This is a genomic window from Rhizobium sp. 01T417, assembly GCF_056398905.1.
This window is the reverse complement of record NZ_JBFTQH010000010.1, coordinates 132,291-145,184: the sequence shown is the minus strand read 5'-3', so window position 1 is coordinate 145,184 and position 12,894 is coordinate 132,291. Positions and strand designations below refer to the sequence as shown.

Sequence of the window (12,894 nt, the reverse complement as noted above, 5' to 3'; positions counted from 1 at the left end):
CTCAGAGCGGCCCAAAATTCAATCATCAACTGTGTCGCTTACCGCGGCAGAACCGTCGAGCCCATCAGGGCTTCGTCGATGGCGCGGGCGGCCTGGCGGCCTTCGCGGATCGCCCAGACCACCAGCGACTGACCGCGGCGCACGTCGCCCGCCGTCCAGAGCTTGTCGACCGAGGTCTTGTAGTCGCGGTCGTCGGCAACGACGTTGGTCGAGCCGCGACGGTCGGTGTTGAGCGTGAGCTTGCCGTCGAGTTCCTTGAGCACGCTGTCCTTGAACGGGCCGCTGAAACCGATCGCGATGAAAGCGAGGTCGGCCTTGATGATGAACTCGGTGCCGGCGATCGGCTTGCGACGCTCGTCGACTTCGCAGCACTTCACGCCGGTCAGAACGCCATCTTCACCGACGAACTCGAGTGTTGCCACCTGGAACTCGCGAATTGCGCCTTCCGCTTGCGAGGACGACGTGCGCATCTTCGTTGCCCAGAACGGCCAGACAGCGAGCTTGTCTTCCTTCTCCGGCGGCTGCGGGCGGATGTCGAGCTGCGTGACCTTCACCGCGCCCTGGCGGAACGCCGTACCGACGCAGTCCGATGCGGTATCGCCACCGCCGACGACGACGACATGCTTGGCGCCGGCGAGGATCGGGTCAGAGGCCCAGCCGACGCTGTCGATGTTTTCACGGCCGACGCGCTTGTTCTGCTGCACGAGGTAGGGCATCGCGTCATGGACGCCCGAAAGCTCGATGCCCGGGATACCCGCTTCGCGTGGCGTTTCAGAACCGCCGCAATAGAGAACCGCATCGTGGTCTGCGAGCAGCTGCTCGACCTTCACGTCGACACCAACATTGACGCCACAGTGGAAGGTGACGCCTTCGCCCTTCATCTGCTCGACGCGGCGATCGATGAAGTTCTTTTCCATCTTGAAGTCAGGGATACCGTAGCGCAGCAGGCCGCCGGGCTTGCTTTCGCGTTCGTACACGTGAACCTCATGCCCTGCGCGGCCGAGCTGCTGTGCAGCCGCCATGCCGGCCGGGCCGGAACCGACGATCGCAACCTTCTTGCCGGTGTGAACCGTTGCCGGCTGCGGACGGATGAAGCCGAGCTCGTAGGCCTTGTCAGCGATCGCCTGTTCGACGGTCTTGATCGCAACCGGCGTGTCCTCGAGGTTCAGCGTGCAGGCTTCCTCGCAGGGCGCCGGGCAGACGCGGCCGGTGAACTCCGGGAAGTTGTTCGTCGAATGCAGGTTCTGGATCGCCGCTTCCCAGTTGTTGTTGTAGACGAGGTCGTTCCAATCCGGGATCTGGTTATGAACAGGGCAGCCGGTTGGCCCATGGCAATAGGGAATGCCACAGTCCATGCAGCGCGCTGCCTGTTTCTGCACTTCCTGGTCCGACATCGGGATCGTGAATTCGCGGAAATGCCGGATGCGATCCGAGGCAGGCTGATACTTTGCCACCTGCCGGTCGATTTCCAGAAACCCTGTGACCTTACCCATATTTTCGTCCCTTACACTCATGACCGCCTCGCCTGCGGCCAGTTGTCCATCGTCAGCCTCGACAGTGGAGGCAAGTTGCTTCTTTCGACCGTCATCCAGCATATCCCTTGAGTGCTATCCACGCGTCTGCGCTGCCTGAGGCTGCTGCCGATCCGTGGGTCATTGAGATATTTCGGTCATCCGCCGCGCCAGCCTTCGCCGGCGCAACGGAAGTAAGCGTATTTACTCGGCCGCAATTCCCATGCGGGCGCGTTCCATTTCTTCAAGCGCACGGCGGTACTCGACCGGCATGACCTTGCGGAACTTCGGACGGTAGTCGGCCCAGTTGTCCAAGATCTGCTTGGCGCGGGTGGAGCCCGTATAGTGCAGGTGGTTGGAGATCAACTGGTAGAGGCGCTCCTCATCGTGGCGCGTCATGTCACCGGAGACGTCGACGCGTCCCTTGTGCATGAGGTCGCCGCCGTGATGATGCAGCTTCTCCAGCATGTCGTCCTCCTCAGGAACCGGCTCGAGCTCGACCATCGCCATGTTGCAGCGCTTGGCGAAATCGCCGGCCTCGTCGAGTACGTAGGCAACGCCACCGGACATACCGGCCGCGAAGTTACGGCCCGTTTGGCCGAGAACGACCACCACGCCACCCGTCATGTATTCGCAGCCGTGGTCGCCCACGCCTTCGACGATGGCGATCGCACCCGAGTTGCGGACCGCGAAGCGCTCGCCCGCGACACCGCGGAAGTAGCACTCGCCTTCGGTCGCACCATAGAGAACGGTGTTGCCGACGATGATCGACTCTTCCGCGACGATCTTCGAATTCTCAGGTGGCCGGACGATGATCTTGCCGCCCGAGAGGCCTTTGCCGACATAGTCATTGCCGTCACCGACCAGATTGAATGTGATGCCGCGTGCCAGGAAGGCGCCGAACGACTGGCCGGCCGTGCCCTTGAGCGTCACGTTGATCGTGTCGTCTTTGAGGCCGCGGTGGTTGTAGCGCTTGGCGACTTCGCCGGACAGCATCGCGCCAGCCGAACGGTCGACGTTCTTGATATCGACCTCGAAGGACACAGGGGTCTTCGAAGACAGTGCCGGCTCGGCCTCCGCGATCAGCTTGCGGTCGAGAACGTCGTCGATCGGGTGCTTCTGGCGTGATGTCCAGTAGGTCGCATCCTTCGGCGCCTCGACCTTGTGGAAGATGCGGCTGAAGTCGAGGCCCTTGGACTTCCAATGCGCCAGCATCTCGTCCTTCTCGAGCAGCTCCGAAGCGCCGATGATGTCATCGAGCTTGGTGAAGCCGAGCGAGGCCAAGATTTCGCGCACTTCGTTGGCGACGAAGAAGAAGTAGTTGACGACGTGCTCAGGCGTGCCCTTGAAGCGCTTGCGCAGGACCGGATCCTGCGTGGCAACGCCGACAGGACAGGTGTTCAGGTGGCACTTGCGCATCATGATGCAGCCGGCGGCGATGAGCGGCGCGGTCGCGAAGCCGAATTCGTCGGCACCGAGAAGCGCACCGATAATGACGTCGCGGCCGGTCTTCAGACCGCCATCGACCTGCAGGGCGATACGCGAACGCAGGCCGTTCAAGACAAGCGTCTGCTGCGTCTCGGCAAGGCCGATTTCCCACGGAGAACCGGCATGCTTCAGCGAGGTCAGCGGCGATGCGCCGGTGCCACCGTCGAAGCCGGAGACGGTGATGTGGTCGGCGCGCGCCTTGGCAACGCCGGCGGCGACCGTGCCGACGCCGACTTCCGAGACGAGCTTGACCGAGACATCGGACGTCGGGTTGACGTTCTTCAGGTCGTAGATCAGCTGCGCCAGATCTTCGATCGAATAGATGTCATGGTGCGGCGGCGGCGAGATAAGGCCGACACCCGGGGTCGAGTGACGTGTCTTGGCAACGGTCGCGTCGACCTTGTGGCCGGGCAGCTGGCCACCCTCGCCGGGCTTTGCGCCCTGCGCGACCTTGATCTGCAGCATATCGGCGTTGACGAGATATTCGGTCGTGACACCGAAACGTCCCGACGCGATCTGCTTGATCGCCGAACGCTCGGGGTTCGACGAACCATCCGGCAGCGGCATGTAGCGGTCGGACTCTTCGCCACCTTCGCCGGTGTTTGACTTGCCGCCGATCTTGTTCATCGCGATCGCGAGCGTCGTGTGCGCCTCGCGGGAGATCGAGCCGAAGGACATCGCGCCCGTCGAGAAACGCTTGACGATATCGGCAGCAGGCTCGACCTCATCGACCGAAACCGGCTCGCGGCCGAGCTGTTCGGCGCTCTTGATGTTAAAGAGGCCGCGGATGGTGTTCATGCGCAAGGCCGAGGTGTTCACCATCTCGGCGAACTCGCGGTAGCGGTCCTCGGCATTGCCGCGAACGGCGTGCTGCAGTGTGGCCACCGCATCCGGAGTCCAGGCATGGCTTTCACCGCGCATGCGGTAGGCATATTCGCCACCGATATCGAGCGTGGTCGCGAGCAGCGGATCCTTGCCGAAGGCGGAGGTGTGACGCGCAACAGTCTCTTCGGCGATCGCCGTGAGATCGACGCCTTCGATCATCGTCGCGGTACCGAAGAAGTACTTGTCAACCAGTTCCTGCTGCAGGCCGATCGCATCGAAGATCTGACCGCCGCAATAGGACTGATAGGTCGAGATGCCCATCTTCGACATGACCTTGAGGATGCCCTTACCGACCGCCTTGATGTAGCGGTAGACAACTTCGGAGGCGTCCACTTCCTTCGGGAACTCGCCCTTGGCATGCATGTCGAGCAGCGTGTCGAAGGCAAGATAAGGGTTGATCGCTTCGGCGCCGTAACCTGCGAGCAGGCAGAAGTGATGCACTTCGCGCGGCTCGCCGGTCTCGACGACGAGGCCGACCGAGGTGCGCAGACCCTTGCGGATCAGGTGATGGTGCACGGCAGCCGTCGCCAGCAGTGCCGGGATCGCTATACGATCAGGCCCGATCTGGCGGTCGGAGAGAACGATGATGTTGTAGCCGCCCTTGACGGCCGCTTCCGCGCGCTCGCAGAGGCGATCGAGCATCTCAGGCATGCCTTCGGCGCCACGCTCGACATCATAGGTGAAGTCGAGCGTCTTCGTGTCGAAGCGGTCTTCCGTGTGACCGATCGAACGGATCTTTTCGAGATCGCCGTTGGTAAGGATCGGCTGACGCACTTCCAGGCGCTTGGCGTTTGCCATGCCGGTATGGTCGAGAATGTTCGGACGCGGCCCGATGAACGAAACGAGGCTCATGACGAGCTCTTCGCGGATCGGGTCGATCGGCGGGTTGGTAACCTGCGCGAAGTTCTGCTTGAAGTAGGTGTAGAGCAGCTTCGACTTTTCCGACATGGCCGAGATCGGCGTGTCCGTGCCCATCGAGCCGACGGCTTCCTGGCCCGTGGTCGCCATCGGCGACATCAGGATCTTGGTGTCTTCGGTCGTGTAGCCGAAAGCCTGCTGGCGGTTGAGCAGCGACACGTCGCGGCGCAGCGCACGCGGCTCGACCGGCTTCAGGTCTTCGAGGATGAGCTGAGTGCGATCCAGCCAGTTGCGGTAAGGATGCTTGGTCGCGAGTTCGGACTTCACTTCCTCGTCGGAAACGATGCGGCCCTTCTCCATGTCGATCAGCAGCATCTTGCCCGGCTGCAGGCGCCACTTCTGCACGATATCCTCTTCAGCCACCGGCAGCGTGCCGGCTTCCGAAGCGAGGATGACGCGGTCGTCTGACGTGACGAGATAGCGGGCCGGGCGCAGACCGTTACGGTCGAGCGTCGCGCCGATCTGCTTGCCATCGGTGAAGGCGACAGCAGCCGGTCCGTCCCACGGCTCCATCAGGGCCGCATGGTATTCGTAGAATGCCTTCCGCTCGGCCGCCATCGACTGGTTGCCGGCCCAGGCTTCCGGGATCAGCATCATCACGGCATGTGCCATGGAGTAGCCGCCGCGCACGAGGAACTCGAGCGCGTTGTCAAAACAGGCAGTGTCCGACTGGCCTTCATACGAGATCGGCCAGAGCTTGGAGATATCCTCACCGAAGAGCGGCGAAGACACCGATGCCTGGCGCGCCGCCATCCAGTTGACGTTGGAGCGCAGCGTGTTGATTTCGCCGTTGTGGGCGACCATGCGGTAAGGGTGCGCCAGCTTCCAGGACGGGAAGGTGTTGGTCGAGAAGCGCTGGTGCACGAGGGCAACCGCGGACTCGAAGCGCGGGTCCGACAGGTCCTTGTAGTAGGCACCGACCTGATAGGCCAGGAACATGCCCTTGTAGACGACGGTCGCCGACGACAGCGACACCGGGTAGAAGTTGCTCTCCTCGCCGTCGAACTCGTCGTAGATGCGGTTGGAGATCACCTTGCGGAGCGTGAACAGGCGGCGCTCGAACTCGTCGTTCGTCGCCGCGTCCTTGCCAGCGCCGATGAAGACCTGAACGTGATGCGGCTCGGTGGCGGCGATGTCGGGCGCCTTCGACAGCGAGGAGTTGTCGACGGGCACGTCGCGGAATCCGATGAAGACCTGGCCTTCATCGGTGATGACGTCCTGGATCACCTTCTTGAAATGCGCGATCTGCTTTTCGTCGTGCGGCATGAAGATGTGACCCATGCCGTACTCGCCGACCTTCGGCAGGGTGATGCCCTGCTTGGCCATTTCCTCACGGAAGAAGCGGTCCGGGATCTGCACGAGAATGCCCGCGCCATCACCCATAAGGGGGTCGGCGCCGACGGCACCGCGGTGCGTCAGGTTCTCGAGAATGAAGAGACCGTCCTTGACGATCTGGTGCGACTTCTGACCCTTCATATGGGCGACAAAGCCGACGCCGCAGGCATCGTGCTCGTTGCGTGGGTCGTAAAGCCCCTGTTTTCGCGGCAGACCGGAGGCGAATTTACGCGTGTTGGCCGTCGCGCGCGTCGTTGCTGCTGCGAACTGGTCAAAACCCGTGGATGGCGTCTTCGTCATCTTTCCCTCCTGTCAGAGCCCGCGGGGCCGCGGGCGGCTTCTTGTCCCGCGCCGTCCCTGATCCTAGGTTCGGCGCGTGACAGCGCTGTTGCATTATCGAAGATCCGGTCGCCGGCGGCAGGCTCTCCAGGGAAAGCACCGTTGCGCTACCGCGCCTGCCATCCGCCTCCGCATGCGGGCTCTTACCCGCTTTTGAAGAACTATAGCGTGAAACCCCACGAGTGTAAGGTTTTTTGGCGCCTCTTCGGCCGTCGCGGCCAAAATAGGACAACAACACTGTCCTAATTCGCTTGATGTATGCCAGAAACATCCAGCCTTCGCAAGAGTGCAGATTCAAAAAATCGGCAGTTTGCGACCTAATATTGCTCAAACAGCCTATCGGCAAGACATAAAATTACACGTTTACGCATTATTTTGTTTATTGATTGCCGACGTCAATTTTTGTGATGGATTTCACGCCGCCCCTTTGACCAGCCGGAGCGTTGGCGTAATGTCGCCGCCGAACCTGATCCTCCACCACATCCCAAGCGGTCTCCTTTCATGTATTTTGCATCCGACAACTGGGCAGGCGCCCATCGATCCATCGCCGAACGTCTGCTCAGGGAATCCGACGGCTTTGCCGCGGCCTATGGCGCAAGTGATCTCGACCGGCGTGTCGAGCGCCGCTTTGCAGAAGTCTTCGAGCGTGAAGTCGCCGTTCTTTTCGTCGGCACCGGCACAGCAGCGAACTCCTTGTCGCTCGCGAGCGTCCAACGGCCGGGCGGCATCACCTTCTGCCATTCCGAAGCACATGTGATTGCGGACGAATGCGGCGCACCCGACTTCTTCAGCGGTGCCCGCCTGCTCGGCGTTCCTGGCCCGGAAGGAAAGATCGACCCGGAAAAACTCAGGGAAAGGATCGCGGAGTTCCCGCAGACGGCCGTGCAGCACGGGCGGGCAACGGCTGTAACGATCACCCAGGCAACAGAAGCCGGAACGGTCTACAGCCTGTCGGAAATCGACGAAATCGCCGCGATCGCCCGGAAGGACGGGCTGCCGCTTCATATGGACGGCGCGCGCTTTGCCAATGCCCTCGTCTCCCTTGGTGTCAGCCCGGCCGAGATGACCTGGAAGCGCGGCATCGACATGCTGTCCTTCGGCGGCACGAAGAACGGTTGCTGGTGCGCGGAAGCGATCGTCTTCCTCAATCCGGAGCAGGCCAAGGAGATGCCGTTCATCCGCAAGCGCGCCGCCCAGCTGTTCTCGAAGTCACGCTTCATCGCCGCCCAGTTCGATGCCTATTTCGAGCACGATCTCTGGCTCGATCTCGCCCGCCATGCGAACGGTATGTCCGATCGTCTGCGCGCGGGCATCACCGCGAGCAACGCGTCCCGGCTGGCGTGGCCGACCTCGGCCAACGAAGTCTTCGCCGTCATTCCGAAAGGCGCGGCGAAAACGGCACAAGAAAAGGGCGCGAAGTTCTATGAATGGCCGGTGCCACCGGCCACACCCGAGCTTGTCGGCCGGGATGAGACGCTGATCCGCCTCGTCACCAGCTTTGCGACCAGCGAGGCAGATGTCGATGGTTTCCTGGACTGCCTCGCAAACTGAGTTCTGAGCCTCAATTCTGATGGCCTGTCACGGCGGATTGCGGCTTGCCACCATCCGTCGTTTTCGCGTCGTGTCCTGCCACGACAATCAGCATCACACAGGCAACCAGCCCGGATACGAAGAGTACACCATACGTCATCGGTCCGTTCTCCTTGCCCCGAAGATCGACCATGGTGATCCGAGCCTAGGCTCCGAACCTAACCAGATGCCTAAGTGACACGGTTGAGGGCACCTTAAGATGGCAAGCAGGCCATTAACTTTTGGGCGAGGCAGCGAATGAACATTGCGCGGAAACGAAGCGTTATTGCGTGATCGGACCATGATTGATTGCCGATCTGCTGGCCACCATGCCGAGGTCGCGCTATCACGGGCCATGCCCTGATACCTGAAGACGACGAGAGAACGCCGATGGAAATCCGTCCTGAACAGCCGAGCGACATCGCGACGATCCGCCAGATTATAAAGGCGGCCTTCGCGCCGACGGAATACAGTAGCCAGACAGAGGCGGAAATCATCGACGCGCTCCGCAAGGCCAACGCGTTGAAAATTTCGCTCGTCGCCGTCGACGGTGGCGCAGTCATCGGACATGTCGCCTTCTCGCCCGTCACGATCGATGGTGGCGACTACGGCTGGTACGGGCTTGGTCCGGTTTCGGTGCGACCCGACCGCCAGAACGAGGGCATCGGTGGAAACCTCATTCGCGACGGCCTGTCGCGGCTGACCGGTATCGGCGCCAGGGGCTGCGTTGTTCTCGGCGACCCCGGCTACTACGAGCGCTTCGGCTTCGAGAATGACGTCAATCTGATTTTCGAGGGCGTGCCGGCGGAATATTTCATGCGCCAACGGTTCGATGGCCCGCTGCCTGTCGGCAAAGTCTGCTATCACAACGCCTTCACCGCCACTTAAGACGCCTTAACAGGTCTCATCCGCCGGAACCAAGACGACGTACCTTGCCGAGGATGTCCTCCGACAGCGCATGCACCAGCGCCTGGTCGGCGCCCTTGCGCGGCACAAGGACGAACTCCACCTCCTCGAGGATGGGAAGCCTATCGCGCCCGATCTCCTTCAGACCGGAAGGTGCCATGCTGCGCGGCTGCACCAGCACGCCCATGCCGGCCCGTGCGGCCGCCGTCAGTCCGCTGAGGCTGCCGCAGGTGCAGACGATCCGCCAGGCGACCTGGCTTCGGCCCAGGGCTTCGAGCGCGATGCTGCGCGTCACGCTCGGCGGCGGAAACGCGATCAGCGGCAGAGGCCCACCGCTTAAGACATGCTCCGGATCACGCGCCAGCCACACCAGCGGCTCACGGTAGACCAGCCGTCCGCGCGCATCGCCCAACCGGCGCTTCGCCAGCACGAGGTCGATCTCGCCGTTGTCCTGCATTTCGTAAAGCGTTCCTGACAGGGCTACCGTCAGCTCGAGATCGACGGAGGGGTGCGAGCGAACGAAATCCTCGAGCACCGCCGGAAGCTGGCTGGTCACGAAATCCTCGGAGACGCCGAGCCGCAGGTTGCCGCGCAGATTTTGCCCTTTGAATTGCGATTGCACTTGCGCTTCGATCGCCAGCATCGCCCGCGCGTGGCTGAGCAACGCTTCCCCGTCTGTCGTCATGACTACCTTGTGGGTGTCGCGCGCCAGCAATCGCCGCCCGACCGCGCTTTCGAGCCGCTGGATGTGCTGGCTGACGGTCGACTGCCCGAGACCGAGCCGTTCGGCAGCCAGCGTGAAGCTTCCCATCTGTTCGACGGCAACAAAGCTGCGGAGTTGGGTAAGATCGAGCATGGTGATCCAGAAATACGATAACTGTTATTCCTTGCATCCTGTATCATAATGGAAGAAAGAGAAATGATCCACCGATCCGATGAGTAAAGCCATGCGCCGCTTCTTGCCCGATACATTTACGATCCTGCTCGTCTGCACAGTCATCCTCGCCTCATTCCTGCCGGCCACGGGCACCTTTGCCGGCTATTTCGGCATAGCGACGAACCTCGCGGTGGCCCTACTCTTCTTCCTGCATGGCGCACGCCTGTCCCGCGACGTCGTTATCGCCGGCGTTCTGCACTGGCGGCTGCATCTCGTGATCCTGCTGACGACGTTTGGCCTGTTTCCCATCCTTGGCCTCGGCCTTGGCTTTGTGCCGGAGTGGATTCTGCCGAAGCCTCTTTATCTCGGCATACTCTATCTCTGCGTACTGCCTTCGACGGTGCAGTCGTCGATCGCCTTCACCTCCATGGCAGGTGGCAACGTACCGGCCGCCATCTGCTCTGCATCGGCATCGAACATCTTCGGCATGTTCCTGACGCCGCTGCTGGTCGGACTGCTGTTTTCCGTCGGCGGCCATGGCGGCTTCTCATGGGAGGTGCTCGGGCAAATCCTCATGCAACTGCTGCTGCCGTTCATCGTCGGCCAGGTGCTGCAGCCATGGATCGGGGCCTGGATCCGCGCGAAAAAGACGCTGCTGATGCCTGTTGATCGTGGCTCGATCCTGATGGTCGTCTACCTCGCCTTCAGCAAGGCAATCGTTGAAGGGCTGTGGCACGAGTTCTCGGTCACCGACATCGCGGCCGTCATCATCGCCGACACGGCGCTGCTTGCCTTCGTATTGTGTTTCACCATGTTTGGCAGCCGCCTGCTCGGTTTCAACAAGGCCGACGAGATCACCATCACCTTTTGCGGATCGAAGAAGAGCCTCGCCAGCGGCGCGCCGATGGCCAGCGTCATTTTTGCCGGGCAATCGATCGGCGCGATCGTGCTGCCGCTGATGCTGTTCCACCAGATCCAGCTGATGGTTTGCGCGGTCATCGCACAGAAGTACGCGGCAAAGACGGCACATCGCATCACCACGGAAGAAACCGAGGAAGCGGCAAGCCCGGCTTGATGGCAGACAACAAAAAGGCGGCGCTCAAACGAGCGCCGCCGGCATGCTTGGTCTTGGGAGGACCGATTGGGTTAGTTGGTGACCTGTGCCTCGATGGCCTTCGGCGCGCTGACCGGCTCAGCCGCAATCGCGATCTTACGCGGCTTCATGGCTTCCGGAATGCTGCGAAGCAGGTCGATGTGGAGAAGACCGTTCTTCAGCGAAGCGGCGGTAACCTCGACATGGTCGGCAAGCTGGAAGCGGCGCTCGAAGGCGCGCTTGGCAATGCCGCGATAGAGGAACTCGCTGCCATCAACCTTGTCTTCGCTCTTTTCACCCTTGACGGTGAGAGCGTGAGCCTGTGCCTCGATGGAGATTTCGGTCTCATCGAAACCGGCAACGGCCATGGTGATGCGGTAGGTGTTTTCACCAGTACGCTCGATGTTGTAGGGCGGATAAGTCTGGCCCTGGTCAGGTTGGCCGAGGCTGTCGAGCATGGTGAAGAGACGGTCGAAACCGACGGTCGAACGATAAAGGGGAGAGAAGTCTACGTGACGCATGATGTCCTCCTTAAGGAAGCGACGTGTTGCGATAGTTGCCCCTGAAACCCCTTGATCGGCAGCTTCGGGACGGTTTAGCAGGCCCGTTTGGCACCCGCAGGATTGAGATGGGGATGGCCTTTGCGCAGTTCAAGACCCTGGCGTTGGGAGGGAACTCACGCAGCGTGAACCCCGCATGAACAGCCGGTTCGGAAGCCATTCATGCGCAGGGGATTAGGAATCGTGCCTATCGGGTGACACTGGCCCGATGGCTGGAGTGTATCGTCCCTTCGTCTTCAGCCCGATCTCCAGCCGGCATCGCGGAACCTCAAGTTCAGCATGCCGGCTTTTTTTATGGCGTGACGGCAAAACGGCCAACTTACGTTCACCGCCTGTTACCAAGCCTCTTTTCTTTGATTTGACAGCCCAATCAGCTATCCGTTTTACTCAATAGGCGAATCCGCGAAGCACACGATCGATCGGCCATGGAACAAGTTCTTTTCTCGACCCCCGAAAATCCGGCTCCGGAGAACCGAACCGAAGGCTTCTTCGAAACGCATGACGGCCATCGGCTGCGCTATGCCGTCTTCCGCTCCGACGCGCCGGTGGCGAAGGGTACGGTCGTCCTCCTCCAGGGCCGCAACGAGTATATCGAGAAGTATTTCGAGACGATCCGCGACCTGACGGCCAAGGGCCTGTGGGTCGCGACCTTCGATCTGCGTGGCCAGGGCGGCTCGGACCGGCTTCTGAAGACGCGCACCTATGGCCATGTCCGCCGCTTCGTCGATTACGAGCACGACCTCGACACGTTCCTCGAGAAAATCGTGCTGCCGGATACCCGCCTGCCGTTCTTTCTTCTGGCGCATTCGACCGGAGCGCTGATCGCGATGTCCGCCGCCCCGTACCTATCGACACGTATCGAGCGCATGGTGCTGACGGCACCCTTTATTGGTCTTTCAGGTCAGGCAGCATCGGAAGGTACGATCCGGGCGCTTGCCGGGATCGCCTGTTCGCTCGGTCTCGGCTCGTTCCCGCTGACGCGCAAGCTCAAGGAGAAGCCGTTCAGCGACAACCCTCTGACATCGGACGAGACCCGTTTCGAGCGCAATGTCGCTGTTGCCGCCGCACATCCGGAGCTGACGCTCGGCCCCCCGACAGCGCGCTGGCTGTACGACTCGCTGCTGACGATCGACCGCGTAACCGCTCCGAGCCATTTGTTCTCGATCACCATCCCGACGGTCGTCATCGCGCCGACGCGCGACGCCATCGTGCCCTATATCGCGCAGGAGCGGATCTCGCGCTATTTCCGCGCCGCCCAGTTCGTGCCGATCAATGGTGCGCGGCATGAGGTGCTGCAGGAACGCGACGTCTACCGCAAGGCGGCGCTTGCCGCCTTTCACGCCTTCATCCCCGGCAGTGACGCCGAGGCCGTCGAGGAAGTCGAAGGGTTTGGTACCTAGCCCGGTCTCTATC

Annotated in this window: 9 protein-coding genes; 4 read left to right on the top strand and 5 right to left on the bottom strand. The window is 61.6% G+C overall.

Features of this window, described 5'->3' with window-relative positions; all coding sequences use genetic code 11:
- Window positions 1-38 precede the first annotated feature (38 nt).
- Together AC1DPR_RS13190 and gltB are read right to left on the bottom strand one after the other, a co-directional pair.
- Window positions 39-1,493, bottom strand: a complete 1,455-nt coding sequence (locus tag AC1DPR_RS13190) for a glutamate synthase subunit beta (RefSeq protein ID WP_026372160.1) — start codon at window positions 1,491-1,493, stop codon at window positions 39-41.
- 222 nt (window positions 1,494-1,715) lie between these two features.
- Complete coding sequence (gene gltB / locus AC1DPR_RS13185) at window positions 1,716-6,437, bottom strand: glutamate synthase large subunit (RefSeq protein ID WP_018859910.1); 4,722 nt, start codon at window positions 6,435-6,437, stop codon at window positions 1,716-1,718.
- A gap of 540 nt (window positions 6,438-6,977) precedes the next feature.
- On the opposite strand from gltB, the gene AC1DPR_RS13180 reads away from it, so the two are divergent.
- On the top strand, window positions 6,978-8,027 hold the full coding sequence (locus AC1DPR_RS13180; protein ID WP_018859909.1) for a threonine aldolase family protein: 1,050 nt from the start codon (window positions 6,978-6,980) through the stop codon (window positions 8,025-8,027).
- Between the two features lie 10 nt (window positions 8,028-8,037).
- Here the strand turns inward: AC1DPR_RS13180 and AC1DPR_RS13175 are convergent, their stop codons facing one another.
- Window positions 8,038-8,166: a hypothetical protein gene (locus tag AC1DPR_RS13175; protein WP_019280707.1), complete on the bottom strand. Its 129-nt coding sequence runs from the start codon at window positions 8,164-8,166 to the stop codon at window positions 8,038-8,040.
- Between the two features lie 269 nt (window positions 8,167-8,435).
- Here AC1DPR_RS13175 and AC1DPR_RS13170 point away from each other — a divergent pair, with 269 nt between their 5' ends.
- Window positions 8,436-8,933: a GNAT family N-acetyltransferase gene (locus tag AC1DPR_RS13170; RefSeq protein WP_018859907.1), complete on the top strand. Its 498-nt coding sequence runs from the start codon at window positions 8,436-8,438 to the stop codon at window positions 8,931-8,933.
- Between the two features lie 16 nt (window positions 8,934-8,949).
- Here AC1DPR_RS13170 and AC1DPR_RS13165 read toward each other — a convergent pair whose 3' ends face one another.
- Complete coding sequence (locus AC1DPR_RS13165) at window positions 8,950-9,807, bottom strand: LysR substrate-binding domain-containing protein (protein ID WP_018859906.1); 858 nt, start codon at window positions 9,805-9,807, stop codon at window positions 8,950-8,952.
- Between the two features lie 91 nt (window positions 9,808-9,898).
- On the opposite strand from AC1DPR_RS13165, the gene AC1DPR_RS13160 reads away from it, so the two are divergent.
- Entirely contained in the window at window positions 9,899-10,903 is a 1,005-nt protein-coding gene (locus tag AC1DPR_RS13160) for a bile acid:sodium symporter family protein (protein WP_018859905.1), read from the top strand.
- A 71-nt stretch (window positions 10,904-10,974) separates the two neighbouring features.
- On the opposite strand, the gene AC1DPR_RS13155 is transcribed toward AC1DPR_RS13160, so the two are convergent.
- Complete coding sequence (locus AC1DPR_RS13155; RefSeq protein ID WP_018859904.1) at window positions 10,975-11,442, bottom strand: Hsp20 family protein; 468 nt, start codon at window positions 11,440-11,442, stop codon at window positions 10,975-10,977.
- A gap of 464 nt (window positions 11,443-11,906) precedes the next feature.
- Here AC1DPR_RS13155 and AC1DPR_RS13150 point away from each other — a divergent pair, with 464 nt between their 5' ends.
- Window positions 11,907-12,881 carry an alpha/beta fold hydrolase gene (locus tag AC1DPR_RS13150; RefSeq protein ID WP_018859903.1) on the top strand — a complete coding sequence of 325 codons (975 nt, stop codon included), beginning with the start codon at window positions 11,907-11,909 and terminating at the stop codon, window positions 12,879-12,881.
- Window positions 12,882-12,894: the final 13 nt, after the last annotated feature.

Bases quoted from the DNA above. Each gene is read 5' to 3' on its own strand.
- AC1DPR_RS13155 (WP_018859904.1), bottom strand. From the start codon at position 11,442: ATGCGTCACGTAGACTTCTCTCCCCTTTATCGTTCGACCGTCGGTTTC.
- AC1DPR_RS13170 (WP_018859907.1), top strand. From the start codon at position 8,436: ATGGAAATCCGTCCTGAACAGCCGAGCGACATCGCGACGATCCGCCAG.
- gltB (WP_018859910.1), bottom strand. From the start codon at position 6,437: ATGACGAAGACGCCATCCACGGGTTTTGACCAGTTCGCAGCAGCAACG.
- AC1DPR_RS13150 (WP_018859903.1), top strand. From the start codon at position 11,907: ATGGAACAAGTTCTTTTCTCGACCCCCGAAAATCCGGCTCCGGAGAAC.
- AC1DPR_RS13165 (WP_018859906.1), bottom strand. From the start codon at position 9,807: ATGCTCGATCTTACCCAACTCCGCAGCTTTGTTGCCGTCGAACAGATG.
- AC1DPR_RS13190 (WP_026372160.1), bottom strand. From the start codon at position 1,493: ATGGGTAAGGTCACAGGGTTTCTGGAAATCGACCGGCAGGTGGCAAAG.
- AC1DPR_RS13160 (WP_018859905.1), top strand. From the start codon at position 9,899: ATGCGCCGCTTCTTGCCCGATACATTTACGATCCTGCTCGTCTGCACA.
- AC1DPR_RS13175 (WP_019280707.1), bottom strand. From the start codon at position 8,166: ATGACGTATGGTGTACTCTTCGTATCCGGGCTGGTTGCCTGTGTGATG.
- AC1DPR_RS13180 (WP_018859909.1), top strand. From the start codon at position 6,978: ATGTATTTTGCATCCGACAACTGGGCAGGCGCCCATCGATCCATCGCC.